Raw genomic sequence first — 21,245 nt, forward strand, 5'->3', positions numbered from 1 at the left:
GAGGCACATAATCATGATGAAACAAATCTTATTAATTACAGATGGGTGTTCCAATGTTGGAGTAAGTCCAGTTATCGCCGCCGCGCAAGCGCAGACTGAAGGCGTAATCGTGAATGTCATCGGTGTCATTGATCATGGCGAGCTTGGCGTCCTAGGTTCGGAGGAGATACGAGAGATTGCCGCGGCAGGCGGAGGCATGAGCCGGATCGTTAATTCGGAGCAGCTATCTCAAACCGTACAAATGATGACACGCAAAACCGTAAATGCAACCATTCAACATGCCGTGGGCAAGGAGCTTCAGAGCATTCTAGGTATATCCCATATCGAAGAATTGCCGCCAGAAAAGCGGGCTGAGGTCGTGCAGGTCATCGACAATATGAGCGAAAATACGTCACTGCGCGTTGCGCTTCTCATCGATGCGAGCGCGAGCATGAAGCCGAAGCTGGCCGCTGTTCGCGAGGCTATTCACGATCTGCTCCTGAGTTTGCGTGCGCGCAGCGGTGTCAGTGAGTTAGCTGTTTTTCACTTTCCATCTACGAAATCGAGAGATCAAGAGCTGGAGATGGATCACGGTTGGACGAATCAGCTTGCAAATATCGACAAGATGTTCTATAAAATAAACATGAAGGGTACGACGCCAACGGGGCCAGCGCTGCTGCAAACGTTGCAATTCGTGACAGAAAAACCTTTCTCCATAAAGACGACCGAGGAAGGGATGCTGAGTGACTACGTGGTATAAGGAGGCCTTTCGTCCAGGGTCTGAAATCAAGGGCAAGTGGAACGGCCGTGTCTACGTGGTCGAGCGCTTATTAGGCGCGGGTTCGAACGGGATTGTAGCCCTTGTGCGTAAAGGAACTGCTAGATTTGCGCTCAAAGCAGGCTATGAAACGGTGGATCATCAATCCGAGATCAATTCACTGCTTGCGATCTCACAGAAAGAGAATTCCTTTAAACATTTTTTAATAGATGCGGATGATATGGTGGTTCAGGGCAAGGGGATTTCCTTTTATGTCATGCGATACATTGAAGGAAAGTCGTTGACTGATTTTGTACATAAAAGAGGCCAGGACTGGCTGTATGTCATTGGTTCCAACTTGCTTCGTAAATTGAGTGAAATCCATAGGAGCGGCTTTGTTTTTGGCGATTTGAAGGCGGAGAACATGATCGTTTCGAATTATGGGGATGTGGATCTCATTGATTTCGGAGGGGTAACCCCGAAGGGGCGAGCAATCAAACAGCTGACGGAAGTGTATGATCGCGGCTTCTGGAACATGGGAGAGCGGATTGCGGAAGAGAGCTACGACATCTTCTCTTTTGCCATTTTACTATTAAAAACGCTAGATCATCGCAAACGCTTCGCTGGCTTCATGAAGACGCTGCCGCAGAACCGTGATTTGGCTCAATTGCAGGTGATCATGCAGGAGAATCCCATTGCTGCGCAGTTAGCGCCTTTTATACATAAGGCATTACGGAGTGAATTTGCAACGTCAGAGGAAGCGCTTGTGTTTTGGAAAGGGCTAGTGGCAGGTAAGAAAACAGCGACTTCTCCGCTGAAAATGCCATGGCTGAAACTATGCTTTGCTGCTTCTATTTTCATATTCGGAGCAACGATCTACATGTTTTGGTAGGATGCAGAAGGGAATGTGAGATGGAAACGGATCTCATTAGCAAGGTAACACAACGAATCGAATTGAAAAAGCTCGCTAATCCAGGAGATGTGATTGTCGTCGCCGTATCAGGAGGTCCTGATTCGGTGGCGCTATTGCATGTCCTGTTTCGTCTTGCTGCGACGTATACATGGAAGCTCGTTGTCGCCCATGTGAACCATCAGTTTCGCGGAGCTGAATCCGATGCAGAGGCTGCATTTGTGGCGAGGCTTGCGGCGGAATGGGGGCTTCCCTGCGAGATCGGCGTCATCAACGTTCCAGCATATATAGAGGAAGCATCGCTGAACGGACAAGCGGCGGCACGTGAGAAAAGGTATGAATTCCTCCATGTGGTAGCCGAGCAATATGGGGCCAAAAGAATCGCTTTGGCGCATCATGCCGATGATCAAGCGGAAACGGTCCTGATGCGAATCCTACGGGGAACAGGGCCCTCGGGGCTCATTGGGATGCTGGAACGCAGAGCCGAAAAAAAAGTGGAACTGATTCGTCCTTTTCTACGTATATACAAATCAGATATTGTGAACTACTGTGCTCAGCACGACATCGCCTACTGTCAGGACAGCAGCAATGGGTCGCGGAAGTACTTCCGCAATCAGATTCGGTTAGATGTAATGCCGATGCTGCAACAGTATAATGAACAGCTGCCAGAGTCGTTGAATCGACTGTCGGATGTGATGGGGGCGGAGGATGAGTTTCTAGCTGCCGAAACCAATAAGGTTTTTAGCCGCTTAATCACTTGCCAGACCAGCCTTCAGTCGAATATCTATCGTCTGGAGAGGTGTGACTTTGCCGAGCTTCACGTTGCTTTACAAAGGCGTTTGATTAAATTAATATTAAACTGTCTTTGTATGGAAAGGGAACGGCTGGTATTTGCGCAGATTGAGCGAATACGTGAGTTAATTGTCAATGAGCAATTGTCGAATCAAGTTCTTCAGGTGGATGAACAGGTTTATATTGTGAGAGAATATGGATCTATTCAGTTTCAGACTTTCGAGCCAGATCCGAAGCCGTATGCTTATGAGATCGGATCGGAGTCAGATACGCTCTGCCTGCCCGACATGACCGAGTTGAGCTATTCATGGATCACGCTTGATGCATATAAGCAGGTCGAATCGACATCCCAGGCAACGGACGTTTTTTTGGACGGGGATCAAGTGTCAATGCCGCTTCAGATACGAAGCCGCCGATCAGGTGATCGCATGGAACCATTTGGTTTAAACGGCTCCAAAAAGGTAAAGGATATGTTCATCGATGCCAAAATACCGCCATCGCGGCGTGAGGTCATCCCATTACTGACCGACGCATCTGGACGCATACTCTGGATTGCTGGTTTCCGTAGGTCTAAGCACGCTCTAGTTGAGCCAGACACAAAGCGTGTGCTTCATATGAAGCTAGTGGTGAGAGCATAGGTAAATTTCGTTCTTATCGAATGTAAATTTATGAGGATTCATAATATAAAATCTAGGGGGTTCATCCTTGTACAGCGACATTCAAGAAGTACTTTACAGTGAAGAACAAATTCAAGGAAAAATCAAAGAATTAGGAGATTTACTCTCCGCGGAGTATGAAGGCAAGAATCCATTGGTCATTTGTGTGCTGAAAGGCGCATTTATTTTCATGGCAGATCTGGTGAAGCAGATTCGTGTGCCGCTTGAGATCGACTTTATGGCCGTCTCCAGCTACGGACAATCAACGAAATCATCCGGTGTAGTAAAGATTATTAAAGATCTTGATGTACCTGTGGAAGGACGTCATATCCTGATTGTGGAGGATATTATTGATAGCGGTCTAACACTCAGCTATCTTATAGATGTGCTTGAACGTCGCAATGCCAAGACGATTGCAGTGGTTGCACTCTTTAATAAACCAGCCCGCAGAACGGTTGAACTTGAGCCGGATTATGCAGGCTACGTGCTTCCAGATGAGTTCGTCGTCGGATATGGTCTGGATTATGCAGAGAAATACCGTAACCTTCCATTTATCGGCATATTGAAACCAGAGATCTACTCCAGCTAGTGTCATGTCTGCAGGTAGCACTGCACAGTCTGTTGTGTTGTAGCGCTTTACCGGGATGTGGTAAAATAATAAAAGTGTGCCGTTTGAGAGGAGGCTCGTTATGAATCGAATTATCCGGAATACCGGCTTTTATTTGCTTATATTTTTGGTTACTGTGGGGATCGTTCACTTCATTAGTACACAGAATGAACAGAAGGAGTTAATCACTTACGATAAATTCCGACAAGCCGTCGTTAACAAAAATGTAGAGTCCGTGTCATTGAAGTTCGATGGGTATACCTACTCCATTAAAGGTAAGTATATTAATCCGCCTAATGGCGCTGATAAGAAGAGCTTTGAAACCCATGCTCCTTACGAGCCGTTAGTCGTTCAAATGATCGAAGCGAACGGCGTACCAACGGAAGAGTATGGTCCGATGGAACGTGACAGCGTATGGATCAGCTTTCTTACGTCGATTATTCCATTCGTAATCATCTTCATTTTGTTCTTCTTCTTATTGAACCAAGCGCAAGGCGGCGGCGGTAAGGTTATGAACTTCGGCAAGAGTCGTGCACGCCTGTACAACGAAGAGAAGAAACGCGTTACTTTTGAAGATGTAGCGGGTGCAGATGAAGAGAAGCAAGAATTGATTGAGGTTGTTGAGTTCCTCAAGGATCCTCGTAAATTCGCAGCGGTTGGTGCTAGAATTCCAAAAGGCGTTCTTCTGAACGGGCCTCCAGGAACAGGTAAAACATTGCTTGCTCGTGCGGTTGCAGGTGAAGCAGGCGTTCCGTTCTTCAGCATCTCGGGTTCTGACTTCGTTGAGATGTTCGTCGGTGTCGGTGCCTCCCGTGTGCGTGACTTATTTGAGAATGCGAAGAAGAATTCACCATGTATCATCTTTATCGATGAGATCGATGCGGTTGGTCGTCAACGTGGCGCTGGCTTAGGCGGCGGACATGATGAGCGTGAGCAAACGCTGAACCAATTGCTTGTTGAAATGGATGGTTTCGGTGCGAACGAAGGTATTATTATCGTAGCTGCTACGAACCGACCAGATATTCTAGACCCAGCCTTATTGCGTCCAGGTCGTTTCGACCGTCAAATCACGGTAGATCGCCCTGACATCAAAGGCCGTGAAGCAGTACTGAAAGTTCATGCGCGTAACAAGCCGCTTGCCAAAGACGTGAAGTTAGATTCACTTTCCCGTTATACAACTGGCTTTACGGGTGCTGACCTTGAGAACTTATTGAATGAAGCCGCGTTGATCGCAGCGCGCCGTAATCGCAAAGACATCTCGATGGCTGAGATTGAAGAAGCTTTTGACCGTGTGATTGTGGGTACACAGAAGAAGAGCCGGGTCATTTCCGAAGCGGAGAAACGCATCGTGGCTTACCATGAAGCAGGGCATGCCATTATCGGTTACCACGCCGAGAACGCGGATATGGTTCATAAGGTCACGATCGTGCCTCGCGGACGCGCTGGCGGGTATGTGATGATGTTGCCTAAAGAAGGCGAAGATCGCATGATGCAGACGAAGAACGAACTTCTTGATAAAGTAACGGGACTGCTAGGCGGTCGTGTTGCTGAAGAATTGTTCATCGGTGAAATCGGCACAGGCGCCTACAGCGACTTCCAGAAAGCGACTGGAATCGTCCGTCGCATGATTATGGAATACGGAATGAGCGACAAACTAGGGCCGATGCAGTTCGGCAGCTCCCAAGGCCAAGTATTCTTGGGCCGCGATATTGGGCATGAGCAGAACTATAGTGATGCGATTGCTTACGAGATCGATCAAGAGATGCAAAGTTTTATTCGTACCTGCTATGAACGTGCACGTGCAATTCTAACTGAACATGCGGATCAAATGCACCTTGTTGCCAAGACGTTGCTTGAGAAAGAAACATTGGATAAAGATGAAATCATTAACCTTCTGGAAAAGGGCAGGCTGACAGTGAGCTCCGACGAAGAAGATGTCAAAGTCACCATCCAAGGTCAAAGCCAAGCAAGCGAAAGCAATAAGCTGGAATTTGAGAAAGATAAAGAAGTCAAAGAAATCAAAGAAATTAAAGATACGAAGCCGGAACAAACCGAAGAGTAAGTCTAAACACGAACTCGGAAATCCGTTGTACACGACAGGTGTGCGCGGAATTCCGAGTTTTTTCAAGTTATTTGCGCATTGACAGGGGATGTGAGAATGTGTAAATTAGTTGTAAATCTCTAAATTTACTTCAAATAGATCATACTACTTTTAGATAGACGATTGAGACGATTCTACGTCCCAGATAGGGGAGGAAGCACCATGGAAGCCTTAGCATTAGAACGTAAAGCGGAACAAAACCGCGAACTCAAAGAACGCCTGTTGCAACTGAAGAAAGAACGTAATGCCATTATTCTTGCTCATTATTATCAGCGTGACGAAGTTCAGGAGGTAGCGGATTTCCGCGGAGATTCTTTCTTGCTAGCTCAGAAGGCTGCACAAACGGATGCCGATGTTATCGTATTTTGTGGTGTTCATTTCATGGGTGAAAGTGCGAAAATTTTGGCTCCGAATAAAACGGTTATTATTCCTGACGAACGTGCGGGTTGTCCGATGGCAGATATGGTCAATGTGGAAGGGTTACGCGCACTAAAGCGCCAGCATCCGAAAGCGAAAGTCGTTGCGTATATCAATACTTCTGCTGATGTGAAATCGGAAACAGACATTTGCTGTACGTCAGCAAACGCGATCAATGTCATTAATTCGGTGGATTCGGATGAGATCATCTGGGTACCCGATAAAAATTTAGGTGACTATGTATCAAAATTCACAAGCAAAAAAGTGATCATCTGGGAAGGCTATTGCAATACGCATGACATGCTTACTGTAAAAGACGTAGAAGAGATGAAAGCTCAGTATCCGAATGCGCAATTCGTGGTTCACCCGGAATGTCGTCCTGAAGTGGTAAAGCTTGGGGATTTCGTTGGAAGTACAACAGCCATTATTAAATATTGTAAAGAATCCGATTGCCAAGAGTTCATCGTAGGCACCGAAGACGGTACGGGTTACCAACTTCGCTTGGACAGCCCGAATAAGAAATTCCATTTTGCAACCAAGTACTTGGTATGCCCGAATATGAAAGTGAACAACTTGAAGAAAATCGTCAAGTGTCTAGAAACAATGCAGCCTGAGATTTACGTACCAGAAGATGTAGCGGATAAAGCCAGATTGTCCTTGGAGCGCATGTTACAAGTAAAGTAGCATGCGCTACTCTCTTGTTTATTGAATGGATACCCTCGTCATGGACGGGGGATTATTGGTAAAGAACAGGTGAAAACGTCATGATCCCTAGATATCTCGTGGATGTTGATTTAGATTCCATTCCTCATATACATACAGATGTGATCGTCATTGGTGCAGGTATTGCAGGGCTTTTTACCGCGTTGAAAGCAAGTAAGGACAAGAAAGTATTAATGATTACGAAGAAATCATTGCTGGACAGCAACACCCGTTATGCGCAAGGCGGCATCGCGGCGGTTATTTCCGATGAGGATTCGCCTGAATATCATATGCAGGATACGCTGATTGCAGGAGCAGGCCTTTGTTCACCAGAGGCTGTTGATGTGCTTGCACATGAAGGACCTGCTGGCGTTCAGGACTTGATCCATATGGGCACGCAGTTCGACTTAGAGAACGGTGAGTTTGCGTTAACGAGAGAAGGCGCTCACAGCCAACGTCGGATTTTGCATTCGAATGGCGATGCGACAGGCGCTGAGATTGTACGAGCTCTTTCAGAGCGTACGAAGCAAGATCCGAATATCGAAATCTGGGATGATCATTTCGTGATCGACCTCATTACGCAAGACGGCGAGTGCTACGGCGCACTTGTGCAGAAGCCGAGCGGACAGCGCGTCTTTGTGCGCGGCAACGCCACGATCCTTTGCTCCGGTGGCGCGGGACAGCTGTTCCGTTACACAACGAATCCCGACATCGCCACGGGCGACGGGATTGCGATCGCGCACCGAGCGGGCGCACAAATTCAAGATGTGGAATTCATCCAATTCCACCCGACTGCGTTATGCTACCCTGGTGCGCCGCGCTTCCTCATTTCGGAAGCGGTACGGGGAGAAGGCGCTTATTTGCGCAACATCCGCGGGGAGCGCTTCATGGAGCGGTATCATCATCAGCTTGAGCTTGCGCCGAGAGATGTCGTGGCGCGTGCCATCGTTGATGAGATGGAGAACTGCAAATCCACCTTCGTTTACATTGATATTACGCATGAATCAGAAGAACTCATTAAGCATCGTTTTCCTACGATATACGAATTTTGTTTGAATTACGGACTCGACATGAGTACGGATTGGATTCCCGTCGCTCCTGCGGCTCACTACATGATGGGCGGCGTAAAAACCGACCTTCATGGGGAGACGCAAGTACGCCGCTTATTCGCCTGTGGTGAAGTGTCCTCTACGGGTGTACATGGCGCCAACCGCCTAGCGAGCAACTCACTATCGGAAGCGATCGTGTTTGGCCGCAGAATTATTGAACGGATTCAGGCACTGCCGCCGCTGAGCGGTGACATTCAGATTCGGGCAACGTCAGAAGCCCCGAGGACGGAGATTCCCAACCAAGCCGTCGTGGAGAAGAAGCTGAAGCTGCAGAAGGTCATGCTGCGCTACGCAGGACTCAAACGTTCGGCGAAGGGGTTGCAGAAAGGTTATGAAGAGCTGGCGAGACAACTTACGATCTTTGATTCGTTGATGACGAAACGCGAAGAGTATGAGTTCGCGAATCTGCTCAACGTAGCGCTTCTTACAACAACAGCCGCGTTAACTCGCGAGGAGAGCCGCGGAGGTCACTATCGCGAAGATTTTCCAGAGCGGAACGACTCCGTATGGAAGAAGCATATTGTTTTCAAGCGCGGGGAAGATAGGATTGAGGAGTGGATTTAACATGTACGAATTACATATGGATGTTATACAAAAGCAAATACGTCTATGGCTGGAAGAGGATATCGGTACTGGCGACGTAACGACCTTATCAACAATCCCTTTGGAGCATCAATCCAAGGGGATTATCCACGTCAAAGAAGATGGCATCGTTTGTGGGCTTCGCATCGCGCAGGAGGTTTTCGCTGTGATCGATGCTTCTCTTCGTTTTGAACCGAAAGTAGTGGAAGGATCGTCTGTTCATAAAGGGACCGTGATAGCTGAAGTAGAAGGCAGTACTAGGAGTATTTTACTCGGCGAGCGGTTGAGTCTTAATTTAATGCAGCGATTATCGGGCATTGCCACGAAAACGAATGAATTTGTAGTGGCGCTGGAAGGCTTGCCGACACGACTGGTAGACACACGTAAGACGACACCTGGACATCGTTTGCTCGAAAAATATGCCGTGCGCGTAGGCGGCGGTTTTAATCACCGTTTTGGCCTCTATGATGCGGTTATGATTAAGGATAATCATATCAAAGGGTCTGGCGGGATTACGCAAGCAGTTCAGGCGGCACGCCGCAATATTCCGCATACGATGAAGATCGAAGTGGAAGTGGAGAGCTTTGATCAGCTCCATGAAGCGCTTCAAGCAGGGGCTGATATTATCATGCTGGACAACATGGCGCCAGCCCAGATGAAAGAAGCGGTTTCGATAATTAAAAGCAAAGCACCGCATATTGTAGTAGAAGGGTCCGGTTCGGTCACTCCACAGACGATTAAGGCGATGGCTGAAACCGGCGTGGACGTAATCTCGGTTGGACGTCTTACTTACTCTGTGGCTGCATTAGATATTTCATTGGATCTCAATGAGCGAAAGGGGACCGTACAATGATTCTCGTAATCGACGTCGGGAATACGAATATTGTGCTGGGTCTCTACAAAGAGCGCACGCTTCTGCATCATTGGCGTGTGAGCACCAACCGTTCGGCAACCGTCGATGAGTATGGCATGCAGTTGCATAGCCTGTTTCAGCACTCGGGCATTTCCTTTTCGCAAGTCGAAGGGGTCATCATTTCTTCTGTTGTTCCTCCGCTTATGAATGCGATGGAAAACCTTTGCTTACACTATTTGAAGCGGGCGCCATTCATCGTAGGACCTGGGATTAAGACAGGACTGAACGTCCGTGTCGATAATCCGAAGGAAGTGGGAGCAGATCGGATTGTGAACGCAGTTGCTGCGTTGGATTTGTATGGACCTCCGTGTATCATCGTGGATTTCGGTACGGCCACGACTTACGATTATATCGATGGGTCGGGACAGCTTGTGGGCTGCGCGATTGCGCCAGGGATCGGCATTTCAACGGAAGCCTTATACCAGAAAGCGGCGAAACTGCCGCGGATTGAGTTGGTAAAGCCGAAGAGTGTAGTGGGACGGAATACCGTTGCAGCGATGCAAGCTGGCATTATATTTGGCTATGTTGGTCAGGTCGATGGCATTGTCGAACGGGTCAAACAAGAGTTCAATGTCAATCCAACGGTGATTGCGACGGGCGGATTAGCTGAATTGATTTCGAGCGAGTCCCGTACCATTCAAGTCGTCAATCCATTGTTGACCTTGCAAGGGTTGCAAATGATTTATGAGAAGAATGCCTAGGGTGTTCGCAGGAAGGAATGCAATGCATCATGAGTGATTATTTAATTCGAGGAACAGCATTGGATGGGCGCGTGCGTGCGTTTGCCGTTCAGACGACGCGTCTGACGGAGGAAATGAGTACGCGGCATCAAACAACGCCTACGGCAACAGCCGCATTAGGGCGTACGGCAGCTGCGGGTCTTCTTCTAGGCGCTATGCTCAAAGGGGAAGAGCATCTGATCGTTCAAGTCAAAGGCGATGGCCCGATCGGTCAAATCGTCGTTGATGCGAATGCGAAGGGTGAAGTGCGCGGCTACGTTGACAACCCGCTTGTTGATCCACCTTTGAAAGAGAACGGGAAATTAGACGTTTCCGCTGCGGTGGGGACCGAAGGCTTCCTATACATAACGAAAGACTTAGGGTTAAAAGAACCGTACAAAGGCAGCGTGCCGCTCGTTTCTGGCGAGTTAGCTGAGGATTTCACGTATTATTTTGCCAAGTCGGAACAAACACCGTCAGCTGTAGCACTTGGTGTACTAGTTAACACAGACCACACCATTATTGCTTCGGGGGGCTTCGTTATTCAACTCCTGCCAGGCTTAACCGACCGTGAAATCGATGAAATCGAAGGGATGCTCAGCCAAATTCCGAGTTTCACAAACATGTTAGGCAGCGGATTAAGTCTTGAGCAGATTTTACAAACGATTTTACCTTCCTTCCAAACGTTGCATGAGATGGATGTGAAGTTCCAATGCAAGTGCAGTCGGGAGAAAGTCGAGTCTACCTTAATCTCCTTGGGTAAGCACGAGCTTCAAGAGATCATTGAAGACGAAGGATTTGCGGAAGTTGTTTGTCATTTCTGTAATGAAGCTTACAGATATGATGAGGAAGATTTACAAAGGATGATTAGTCTGTAAGCGTGTGACCGCTGGAGCGTGAAGGCTTATCTTTTGAACACACGTGTGTAAGCAGCATTATAGAAGGTAAAGAGGGAAACAGGATGCACAACGTAAATCGTTTATGGGGAGTTATCATCGTACTGGCGATTGGTATTCTCTTGCTCGCATCCTTGCTGATCAGTCATGCCGTCAATCAATCAGAACCAAGACCATCGCCAGAGCCTGAGCCGAAGCAGCAGGGTGAGGATAAGAATACGCAAGTAGTCGCCAAAATTGGAAATCGGGACATCACGATGGCTGAGCTGCAAACTGTGTTAACTCGGCATTACGGGGCAGAGCAGCTCGGACAAATGTTGGATCGCGAAGTGATTCGCCTAGAGGGAAATGAGACCCAAATAACGGTGAGTAGTGCGGAACTCAATCGTGAGTTGAAGAGGATGCAGCAAGGGTACGAAAGTGAACAGCAATTTTATGATTCTATGCAAAGTCAATTAGGGATGTCACAGCAGGAGATCAAAGAGGATGTATCGAATAAGTTGTTACTTGAGAAATTAGCAACGGCTTCGATTCACATCACGGATCCTCAGGTGGATACCTACATAAGCACCCATGCAGACGAATTTAAACAAGACACCGAATACAACATTCAGCAAATCATTGTATCGACCAAAGATCAGGCGACGAAGGTGATTGCAGCGCTAGCCAAAGGAGAGAACTTTGCTACGTTGGCAAGAGACCGTTCCATTGATGATGCCACCAACAATTCGGGTGGTGATTTGGGTTGGGTGGAAAGCGATGATCCTTTTGTCGAGGCACCGATCTTGGAGACAGCGAAATTACTGAAGATCGGTGAAGTCAGCAAGCCCGTACCCGTATCGCAAGGTTTTGCAGTGGTTAGTTTGAAGAATCGGCGAGAGAAAACGAATCCCGACCAAGCCTTTATTCGTGAAAATGTTCGGAGAGAGTTAGCGCTTCAGCAAGCGCCTCCACTGAAAGACTTTGTTACGCAATTGCGGGGCAAATGGAAGGCAACAGTGACGGATCCAACACTCCGTTAACCCCATGTGAAAATGTGGTTGACAACCAGTGAACGCGTTGATAAGATTAGTATTAATTAATACCGACCTTTTAACTCGGAAATCATTGATTACTTAATCTGGAGGGGAAAATTTATGGCAAGATTAGTTCAGAACATTACGGATTTGATTGGTGATACACCACTGGTGCGTTTGAACCGTGTAGTTCCAGAAGGCAGTGCAGAGGTTTATGTGAAATTGGAGTACCAGAATCCAGGTTCCAGCGTGAAAGACCGTATTGCAATCTCCATGATTGAAGTAGCTGAGAAAGAAGGCAAATTGAAGCCAGGCGACACCATCGTTGAACCGACAAGCGGTAACACAGGTATCGGTATTGCATTGGTTGCAGCGGCTAAAGGATATAAAGCGATTCTTGTTATGCCAGAAACGATGTCCCTAGAAAGACGTAACCTGCTTCGCGCTTACGGTGCACAGCTAGTATTGACGCCTGGGGCTGAAGGTATGAAGGGTGCAATTAAACGCGCGGAAGAGCTTCAAGCAGAGAATCCTTCCTATTTTATTCCGCAACAATTTAAGAACCAAGCCAACGTGAAAGTTCACCGCGAAACAACAGGTCCAGAAATCGTAGAAGCGATCAATGCGTATGACGGTAAATTGGATGCTTTCATCTCGGGTATCGGTACGGGTGGTACGATCACAGGTGCGGGCGGCGTATTGAAAGAAAACTTCCCGAACATCAAAATTTACGCAATCGAGCCTGCGGCTTCCCCGGTTCTTTCTGGCGGTAAACCAGGTCCTCATAAAATTCAAGGTATCGGTGCAGGCTTTGTTCCAGATATTTTGAACACAAACATCTATGACGGCGTTATTACCGTAGAGAACGAAGATGCGTTCGAAACGTCACGTCGTGTTGCCAAAGAAGAAGGGATTCTTGGCGGCATTTCCTCAGGTGCAGCGATTTTTGCAGCATTGAGAGTGGCAAAAGAGCTAGGCGCTGGCAAACGTGTCGTTGCGGTTGTGCCAAGTAACGGTGAGCGTTACCTGTCTACGCCATTGTACCAATTCGAAGAGCAATAAGATTGGTCAACAGGACCAACTTAATTCTTATCCCAAATCAAGCCCTCTGTTGTCTCGCTTCGAGCAGCTGGGGCTTTTTTTCTGTTTAGGGTTGGAGTATACTAATGGACAACGAAAGAACGGATTTTGCCAGTTAGGAGCACACATATGATTTTAACAACGCTGGAGCAGTGGCGACAATGGTCGCAGACCTACACCATGCTGCCATATGTTATCAAATTAGGGCTGGCCGATGATCGCATCGCTTCGTGGGCAGATGCGTGGAAAGACGCGTCCCCGACGTCCTTTGTCCTGGAAAGCGGCAAGGGCGGGCGTTATACGCATTTCGGATTGCATCCTACGTCAGCGATTCACGGTAAGGGATTCGAAGCGACAATCACCTTGCCAAGCACACCTTCTATACAGCTGAAAGGCAAACCGCTGGACGTGGTCAAGCAATGGATGTCTGCGTATCACAGCCCTAAGGTACCAGGAGCGCCTAAATTTGTAGGGGGCTGTGTCGGTTACTGGAGCTATGACGTGATTCGCACCATTGAGAAACTGCCTGAACAATCGCAGGATGATCTGCCGATCCCTGACTATAGCTTCGCCATGTATGATCAAGTGTGGACACTCGATCATACAGAGAAGAGCCTCTACATCGCTGTGCACATGCCTTGGGCCAACACTGGAGCGGACCTCGACGCGCTCTACGCTGAGGCACACGCGCACGCAGAAGCGATGCTCGTTCGCTGGCACGCGCTCCGCGCCGGCAACTGGTCCGGCACGCCGCTAAGCGGCGGCGACCATCCCGCGATGGCGCGCGAGCAGCTGCACATCGACGTCGAAACCATCGCAGGCATCGAACCTGCGTTCGACAAAGCCGCCTACATGGCTGCGGTTGAACGCATCCAGGCCTACATCGGACAAGGTGACGTGTTCCAAGTCAACTTGTCCGTGAGACAGAGCCGGCAGCTGCGCACGACGCCGGAAGAGATCTACGAGGCGCTGCGCATCGTCAATCCCTCGCCCTACATGGGCTTGCTGCGCTTCGACGGCTTCGCCCTCGTCTCTGGCTCGCCCGAGCTGCTCGTGCAGCTCGAAGACGGCGTCCTGCGGACGCGTCCCATCGCGGGCACGCGCCCGCGCGGCAAGGACGAGCAGGATGATCTGCGCCTAGCCGGCGAGCTCATCCACAATGACAAAGAGCGCGCTGAGCACGTCATGCTGGTCGATCTCGAGCGCAACGACCTTGGACGGATCTCCCGATTTGGCTCCGTCCAAGTGAAAGACTTCATGGTCATCGAATACTATTCCCATGTGATGCACATCGTCTCCGAAGTCGTCGGAGAACTTGCCCCAGACAAAGACGCCTATGATGTCATCGCGGCGACCTTCCCGGGCGGAACCATCACGGGCGCGCCGAAGATCCGCTGCATGGAAATTATTGAAGAGTTAGAGCCTGTCCGCCGCGGTCCTTACACAGGATCTATGGGATGGATTGACTATAATGGCAATATGGAATTTAATATTATTATACGTACGCTTGTGGCCATTGATGGCAAGGGTCATATTCAAGCGGGAGCGGGGATCGTCATCGATTCCATTCCAGAGCGTGAATACATAGAATCCTTGAACAAGGCCAAAGCAATGTGGAAAGCAATTGAATATAGCGAGCGGAGCATGAGCCGAGCTTAGGGCCGAGTGGCCGAGACGAAAGGGGAGCTTAGAATGATTTTAGTGATTGATAATTATGATTCGTTTACGTACAACCTTGTTCAGTATTTAGGAGAAATCGGTGAGGAAATCATCGTGCGTCGCAATGACGAGATCGATTTGGCAGGTGTCGAGGCATTGAAGCCAGACCATATCTTGATTTCTCCAGGGCCTTGCACGCCGAATGAAGCGGGAATTAGCTTATCACTGATCGACCATTTTAAAGGGATTATCCCGATTTTCGGCGTTTGCCTGGGTCATCAATCCATTGGTCAAGCCTTCGGCGGCGATGTCATTCGCGCAGAGCGTTTGATGCACGGCAAAACCTCGGAAATTTTCCACGACGGCAAAACCTTATTTGAAGGACTACCGTCACCTTTTATCGCGACACGCTACCATTCTTTGATTGTCAAAAAAGAAACCTTACCAGATTGCTTGGAAATCAGCGCTGAAACTGCCGAAGGCGAGATTATGGCGCTGCGCCATAAAGAATATCCGATCGAAGGGGTACAATTCCACCCTGAATCGATCATTACCCAGCACGGTCACCAGATGCTTCGCAATTTCCTTGCCCGCACAGCTAAGGCAGGAGCGTAAAGCATGATCATCTCCGTCAATGGAAGTCTAATTGAAGAAACACAAGCCGTGGTCTCTGTTTATGATCACGGTTTTCTTTACGGGATCGGGTTGTTCGAGACGTTCCGTACCTATAACCGACAACCATTCCTGCTCACCGAACATTTACGCCGTTTAACGGATAGCTGTCGTGAGCTTGGTATGGTATACGAGCCCGACCTCGATAAGCTCGGCATGCAAATTGAACAATTACTTGAGGTCAACAACCTTAAGGATGCCTATATCCGATATTCCATTTCCGCAGGCGTGGAAGCATTAGGGCTTCCCTCCGATAACTACGCGCACCCAACGGAAATCATCTATATCAAGTCCTTGCCTCCAAGGGATGCACGGTTGTACGAGCAAGGAAAGTCATTGCAGCTGCTCAAACTGCCACGCAATACGCCAGAAGGCATGTACCGATTCAAGTCCTTTCATTATATGAACAATATATTGGCCAAAAGAGAGCTGCAACAATATTCATGGGCAACTGGCGCCGAAGGCCTTATGCTGACCGAGGACGGCTACGTAGCCGAAGGGATTGTCAGCAATCTCTTTTTCATAAAAGACGGCACCGTCTACACGCCATCGCTGGATACAGGCATTTTACCTGGTATTACAAGGGCTTATATCTTGCAACTCGCGCAGCAATTGCAGCTGCCCGCACAAGAAGGTCTTTATCGCTGGGAAGACCTTGCCCAAGCAGATGAAATTTTTCTTGTGAACTCCATTCAAGAAATCGTGCCCGTCACGACGTTATTCACACCTACTGGACAACCCCATACTGTTGGGGCTGGTTTGCCAGGCCCACAAACTTATCAATTCATCGAGCGCTATGCGCCCACAGTGTAAGGAACAGGAAGTGAATGCAGCATGAACGTGTTAACCTGTACAGGACACCAACTGCCCATCGGTGATCGAACGATCATTATGGGCATATTAAACGTAACGCCAGACTCCTTTTCTGATGGAGGGAGCTATGCCCGCGTTCAAGATGCAGTTCGCAAAGCGCAGCAAATGGTCAACGAAGGCGCAGACATTATCGACATTGGCGGCGAATCGACAAGACCAGGCGCAGCGACAGTTACTCTAAATGAAGAACTTCAGCGCGTCATTCCTGTCATTGAGGCGATTCGACGTGAGATCGACATTCCAATCTCCATCGACACCTATAAAGCCGAAGTCGCGAAGCAAGCATTAGAAGCGGGAGCCCATATCATCAATGATGTATGGGGCGGCCAAGCCGATCCAGAGATGACGGCTGTGGCGGCGAACTATGACTGTCCGTTTATCATCACCCATAATCGTACTAGCGCCGACTATGTCGAGTTCCTCTCAGACGTCAAAGCTGACTTGCAACGTTATGCCAATCAAGCGATAACAGCGGGCGTTAAGCCAGAACGCATCATTCTTGATCCTGGGATCGGCTTCGCCAAATCCTATGGGCAGAATCTGATGCTCCTTAACAACCTGAGAGTCCTCACTGATCTCGGGTATCCAGTGTTGCTAGGCACTTCACGCAAAAGTGTCATCGGACTAACCCTAGGACTACCCCCTGAGGAACGCCTCGAAGGCACTGCATCGACGGTCGTGCTAGGCATTGCGCAGGGCTGCAGTATCATCAGGGTGCATGACATACAACCGATGAAGCGGCTGGCCGTGATGACAGATGCCATTTTACGCAGTTAACCTAACCCTTGGAGGCCTCAACAATGGATAAAATCATCCTCTCCCGCATGCAATTCTTCGGCAATCATGGCGTGTTTCCAGAGGAGAATACACTAGGCCAACGCTTTTACGTGGATGTCGAGCTTATGCTCCCTTTAGAACAGGCAGGCAAGACCGATGATTTAAACGCAACCGTCCACTACGGAGAAGCATTTTTCCTAATAAAAGCGATCGTAGAAGGGCGAACGTACAAATTAATCGAAGCCCTTGCAGAAAATATTGCATCCGAGCTCCTGCATACTTATACTAGTATCAGTGAAGTGACGGTTCGCGTTATCAAACCGCATCCGCCATTTGCCGTTATTTTTGACGGCGTGACTATAGAGATTAATCGAAAGCGGGCATTGCAATGACAGCCGAAGATCGAGAACGCATCATCGCGTACGTCGCATTAGGATCCAACATTGATAATCGTGAATATTATTTGCAGAGTGCCATTGCAGCACTGAATGAGGAAACGGGCATCACGGTGACAGGTCTGTCCTCCATCTATGAAACCGAGCCTGTTGGCTACGTGGATCAATCTGCTTTTCTAAATATGGTTATTCAAATTCATACGGATTTATCGCCAGAAGTGTTATTGGTTACCTTGCTTGCCATCGAGACTCGTCTTGGTCGGACGCGTGATTTGCGTTGGGGACCGCGAACAATTGACTTGGATTTGCTTATTTATGGTGACCATCGGCTAACGACTCCCGACTTGATCATTCCGCATCCGCGGATGCTTGAGCGGGCTTTTGTGTTAGTCCCCCTCTCTGAGGTTCTCTTCTCGCGGCAGGACATTGCATTTGAATCCATCTCTGCACACTTGGAGAAACTGGAAGGAAAGGAAGGCGTCATTCTATGGAAAAAAGCTCAATAGCACAGCGCATCCGCGCTTTTCGCAAATTAAAGGGGTACACCCAGAGTGAATTGGCTGATTTATTAGGCGTATCGATTGCTATTTTAGGCGCGATTGAACGAGGAACACGTAAACCAGACACCAAAATGATTCAACAAATTTCGCAAGTACTTAACATAGAGCCCGAAGAACTAGTCGCAATCGTTGCGAGATGAAAGGAGTGAAGTTACATGTTGAAAATAGGGAATGTCGAAGCTCCCAATAAAGTCGTTCTCGCCCCGATGGCGGGTGTTTGTAACCCGGCTTTCCGTTTGATCGCCAAAGAATTTGGTACAGGCTTGGTCTGTGCCGAAATGGTCAGTGATAAAGCGATCGTTCACGGTAACTCGCGTTCGATGGAAATGCTGTATGTCGATGACCGTGAGAAGCCGTTAAGTCTGCAAATTTTCGGCGGGGATACGGAGACGTTGGTTCAAGCGGCGAAAATTGTGGATCAGCACACGAATGCCGATATCATCGATATCAACATGGGGTGCCCAGTACCCAAAATCGTGAAGTGTGATGCCGGGGCAAGATGGCTGTTGCAACCAGATAAAATCGAAGAAATGATATCCACAGTCGTCGCAGCGGTTAGTAAGCCAGTCACTGTTAAGATGCGCATTGGCTGGGATTCCGATCATATTTTCGCGGTCGAAAATGCGAAAGCTGTCGAAAGAGGCGGCGGCAGTGCCGTAAGTGTGCACGGTCGTACGCGTGAGCAGCTGTATACGGGCAAGGCTGATTGGAATATCATTCGGGATGTGAAGCAAGCTCTTTCGATACCCGTTATCGGAAATGGCGATGTTGTCACACCAGAGGATGCCAAACGTATGCTAGACCAAACGGGTGTTGACGGTGTTATGATCGGTCGCGGAGCACTAGGCAACCCGTGGATGTTGTATCGTACGGTTCAATATTTGGAGAACGGCGAATTGCCGCCAGAACCGACACCAGAGGAGAAAATTCGCATCGCGATTTTGCACATGGACCGGTTAATTGCTCTGAGAGGCGAGCACATTGCAGTGAAAGAGATGCGCAAACACATGGCATGGTATCTCAAAGGTTTGCAAGGCGCAGCCCGTGTGAAAGATGTCATCATGGAGAGCGTGAAGCGGGATGAAATGGTCCGTACGCTGCATGACTATGTGGAGCATCTTGCCACGAATTCCGTCTCTTCGACAACAGAAGAATCCGCTATCCTGCATTAAAAACATGCAGCAATGGTTGACATTGACATTTTGAAACGGTTGCAATATAATCAGTCAATATTAATGTGTTCCTGCATATATTGAAAGACTAACGAGTAAGTAACTTATTATGAAACGTGAATTCATACTACTTGAATCAGCTCTATAAAGACCTAACTCCTAGCAGGAAGCATCGATTCAACGATATGAAAATCTTTCACATGACGGGAGATCAGTTGGCAATGGCTGAAAAAGAGGTCATTCTTACACCAGTAGGGCTACGGAAACTAGAGGATGAGCTTGAACATCTGAAATCCGTGAAACGCCGAGAAGTCGCGGAAAGAATTAAGGTTGCCATTGGGTATGGCGATATCAGTGAGAATTCCGAGTACGAAGACGCGAAGAACGAGCAAGCTTTTATTGAAGGAAGAATCATTACTCTAGAAAAAATGCTGCGTAATGCGCGGATTATTAATAACGATGACGTTGATATCAACACGGTAAGTGTGGGTTCGATCGTGACATTGAAAGACTTGGAATACGGCGACTTGGTCGAGTACAACATCGTTGGTTCAGCGGAATCTGATCCGTTACAGAATAAGATTTCCAATGAAAGCCCTGTGGGTAAAGCTATTCTTGGCAAGCAAAAGGGCACCAACGTCGATGTTGTCGTTCCTGCTGGCGTCATTCAGTATCAAATTGTTGATATTAAAAAGTAGCGTGCAGCCGCAAGCCTTACGGAAAGCTTCCCTCAGGAAGCTTTTTTCCGTTCAGTCACATAACTAATGAGTAGGGGATGAAATAATGAGCCAGGAATTAGAATTAAATGAATTGCTCGTAATCCGACGCAATAAATTGGACGAGCTTCGCAGTTTAGGTGTTGATCCATTCGGAAGCAAATTTGTAAGAACGCATTCGGCGAAAGACATTCTTACAGCGTACCAAGAAACGAGCAAAGAAGTGCTGGATGAAGCGAACATTGTCGTTCGTATTGCAGGCCGTATTATGCAGAAGAGAAGCATGGGTAAAGCGAGCTTTGCACATCTGCAAGATATCACAGGTAAAATTCAAATCTACGTGCGGGAAGACGCCCTGGATGCGAACAAATACCAAGCGTTTGATATTCTCGATCTAGGCGATATGGTAGGTGTGGAAGGTGTCGTTTTCAAAACGAAAACCGGTGAGACCTCGATCAAAGTGAAGGCTCTTGAGGTTTTGACCAAATCCTTGCTGCCGCTTCCGGACAAATTCCATGGTCTTAGCGATGTGGAGCTGCGCTACCGTCAACGCTATGTAGACTTGATTATGAGTCCCGATGTCCAACAGACGTTTATTCTTCGTTCCAAAATCATTCAATCCATGCGCCGTTACCTGGACTCTTTAGGCTATCTAGAGGTGGAAACACCGACGCTTCATTCTGTGGCGGGTGGGGCTTCTGCGCGTCCGTTTAACACGCACCATAATGCGCTGGATATGCAACTTCATATGCGTATTGCGATCGAGCTGCACTTGAAACGTCTCATCGTGGGCGGGCTTGAGAAGGTATACGAAATCGGCCGTGTTTACCGTAATGAAGGTATTTCAACGCGTCACAATCCAGAATTCACAATGATTGAGTTGTACGAGGCTTATGCGGACTACAAGGATATTATGAAGCTGACAGAAGAGCTTGTTGCGCATATCGCGCAAGAGGTGCTTGGAACAACAACGATTCCTTATGGTGACCATGAAGTGAATTTGGCTGTGGGCTGGAGACGTGTCTCAATGGTAGATGCGATTAAGGAAGTTACAGGTGTAGATTTTAGCGTCCATATGACCAATGAGCAGGCACATGGTTTGGCCAAAGAACACAAGGTGTCTGTCGAGCCGCACATGACCTTTGGACACATCGTGAACCAGTTCTTCGAGACGTTTGTTGAAGA

General features: G+C 48.3%; 22 protein-coding genes (1 of these 22 cut by a window edge). All 22 read left to right on the forward strand.

The window, feature by feature from the left end; genetic code table 11:
* The first annotated feature begins 16 nt into the window (after positions 1-16).
* Positions 17-739 (forward strand): vWA domain-containing protein, encoded by a 723-nt coding sequence (locus MJB10_RS01070; protein ID WP_314805439.1) that lies wholly within the window; start codon positions 17-19, stop codon positions 737-739.
* Entirely contained in the window at positions 723-1,628 is a 906-nt protein-coding gene (locus MJB10_RS01075) for a protein kinase domain-containing protein (protein WP_314800723.1), read from the forward strand. The genes MJB10_RS01070 and MJB10_RS01075 overlap by 17 nt, the downstream gene beginning before the upstream one ends.
* 20 nt (positions 1,629-1,648) lie before the next feature.
* On the forward strand, positions 1,649-3,076 hold the full coding sequence (gene tilS, locus MJB10_RS01080; RefSeq protein ID WP_314800726.1) for a tRNA lysidine(34) synthetase TilS: 1,428 nt from the start codon (positions 1,649-1,651) through the stop codon (positions 3,074-3,076).
* A 67-nt stretch (positions 3,077-3,143) separates the two neighbouring features.
* Positions 3,144-3,683, forward strand: coding sequence for a hypoxanthine phosphoribosyltransferase (hpt, locus tag MJB10_RS01085; protein ID WP_314800730.1), 540 nt, complete (start codon positions 3,144-3,146; stop codon positions 3,681-3,683).
* Between the two features lie 100 nt (positions 3,684-3,783).
* Positions 3,784-5,763, forward strand: coding sequence for an ATP-dependent zinc metalloprotease FtsH (ftsH, locus tag MJB10_RS01090; RefSeq protein ID WP_314800732.1), 1,980 nt, complete (start codon positions 3,784-3,786; stop codon positions 5,761-5,763).
* Positions 5,764-5,964: 201 nt separating this feature from the next.
* The gene (gene nadA / locus MJB10_RS01095; protein WP_314800734.1) at positions 5,965-6,903 is read left to right on the forward strand and encodes a quinolinate synthase NadA; all 939 of its coding nucleotides are present in this window, start codon (positions 5,965-5,967) and stop codon (positions 6,901-6,903) included.
* Positions 6,904-6,983: 80 nt separating this feature from the next.
* Positions 6,984-8,594 (forward strand): L-aspartate oxidase, encoded by a 1,611-nt coding sequence (gene nadB / locus MJB10_RS01100; RefSeq protein ID WP_314800737.1) that lies wholly within the window; start codon positions 6,984-6,986, stop codon positions 8,592-8,594.
* Position 8,595: 1 nt separating this feature from the next.
* Complete coding sequence (gene nadC, locus MJB10_RS01105) at positions 8,596-9,465, forward strand: carboxylating nicotinate-nucleotide diphosphorylase (protein WP_314800739.1); 870 nt, start codon at positions 8,596-8,598, stop codon at positions 9,463-9,465.
* A complete protein-coding gene (locus tag MJB10_RS01110; protein ID WP_314800740.1) occupies positions 9,462-10,226 on the forward strand; it encodes a type III pantothenate kinase in 765 nt (254 codons plus the stop codon). The genes nadC and MJB10_RS01110 overlap by 4 nt, the downstream gene beginning before the upstream one ends.
* A gap of 29 nt (positions 10,227-10,255) precedes the next feature.
* Positions 10,256-11,122 (forward strand): Hsp33 family molecular chaperone HslO, encoded by an 867-nt coding sequence (gene hslO / locus MJB10_RS01115; RefSeq protein ID WP_314800742.1) that lies wholly within the window; start codon positions 10,256-10,258, stop codon positions 11,120-11,122.
* An 83-nt stretch (positions 11,123-11,205) separates the two neighbouring features.
* Positions 11,206-12,162: a peptidyl-prolyl cis-trans isomerase gene (locus MJB10_RS01120; protein ID WP_314800745.1), complete on the forward strand. Its 957-nt coding sequence runs from the start codon at positions 11,206-11,208 to the stop codon at positions 12,160-12,162.
* A 114-nt stretch (positions 12,163-12,276) separates the two neighbouring features.
* Positions 12,277-13,218, forward strand: coding sequence for a cysteine synthase A (cysK, locus tag MJB10_RS01125; RefSeq protein WP_314800748.1), 942 nt, complete (start codon positions 12,277-12,279; stop codon positions 13,216-13,218).
* 147 nt (positions 13,219-13,365) lie between these two features.
* Positions 13,366-14,895 (forward strand): anthranilate synthase component I family protein, encoded by a 1,530-nt coding sequence (locus MJB10_RS01130; RefSeq protein WP_314800752.1) that lies wholly within the window; start codon positions 13,366-13,368, stop codon positions 14,893-14,895.
* Positions 14,896-14,928: 33 nt separating this feature from the next.
* On the forward strand, positions 14,929-15,510 hold the full coding sequence (gene pabA, locus MJB10_RS01135; protein WP_314800753.1) for an aminodeoxychorismate/anthranilate synthase component II: 582 nt from the start codon (positions 14,929-14,931) through the stop codon (positions 15,508-15,510).
* A gap of 3 nt (positions 15,511-15,513) precedes the next feature.
* Positions 15,514-16,380, forward strand: coding sequence for an aminodeoxychorismate lyase (pabC, locus tag MJB10_RS01140; protein WP_314800756.1), 867 nt, complete (start codon positions 15,514-15,516; stop codon positions 16,378-16,380).
* A gap of 21 nt (positions 16,381-16,401) precedes the next feature.
* Positions 16,402-17,217 carry a dihydropteroate synthase gene (gene folP / locus MJB10_RS01145; RefSeq protein ID WP_314800759.1) on the forward strand — a complete coding sequence of 272 codons (816 nt, stop codon included), beginning with the start codon at positions 16,402-16,404 and terminating at the stop codon, positions 17,215-17,217.
* Between the two features lie 23 nt (positions 17,218-17,240).
* Positions 17,241-17,609, forward strand: a complete 369-nt coding sequence (folB, locus tag MJB10_RS01150; protein ID WP_314800761.1) for a dihydroneopterin aldolase — start codon at positions 17,241-17,243, stop codon at positions 17,607-17,609.
* Positions 17,606-18,118, forward strand: a complete 513-nt coding sequence (gene folK / locus MJB10_RS01155; RefSeq protein WP_314800763.1) for a 2-amino-4-hydroxy-6-hydroxymethyldihydropteridine diphosphokinase — start codon at positions 17,606-17,608, stop codon at positions 18,116-18,118. The genes folB and folK overlap by 4 nt, the downstream gene beginning before the upstream one ends.
* Complete coding sequence (locus MJB10_RS01160; protein WP_314800766.1) at positions 18,100-18,312, forward strand: helix-turn-helix domain-containing protein; 213 nt, start codon at positions 18,100-18,102, stop codon at positions 18,310-18,312. The genes folK and MJB10_RS01160 overlap by 19 nt, the downstream gene beginning before the upstream one ends.
* A gap of 15 nt (positions 18,313-18,327) precedes the next feature.
* Positions 18,328-19,344: a tRNA dihydrouridine synthase DusB gene (gene dusB / locus MJB10_RS01165; protein WP_314800768.1), complete on the forward strand. Its 1,017-nt coding sequence runs from the start codon at positions 18,328-18,330 to the stop codon at positions 19,342-19,344.
* Between the two features lie 221 nt (positions 19,345-19,565).
* A complete protein-coding gene (gene greA / locus MJB10_RS01170) occupies positions 19,566-20,042 on the forward strand; it encodes a transcription elongation factor GreA (RefSeq protein ID WP_310502557.1) in 477 nt (158 codons plus the stop codon).
* A gap of 85 nt (positions 20,043-20,127) precedes the next feature.
* Positions 20,128-21,245, forward strand: the 5' portion of a protein-coding gene (gene lysS / locus MJB10_RS01175) for a lysine--tRNA ligase (RefSeq protein ID WP_314800772.1). 379 nt of this gene lie beyond the right edge of the window; only the first 1,118 of its 1,497 coding nucleotides appear in the window; the start codon lies at positions 20,128-20,130; its stop codon lies off the right edge, out of view.

It is taken from the genome of Paenibacillus sp. MBLB1832 (genome assembly GCF_032271945.1).
Lineage (GTDB): Bacteria > Bacillota > Bacilli > Paenibacillales > NBRC-103111 > Paenibacillus_E > Paenibacillus_E roseopurpureus.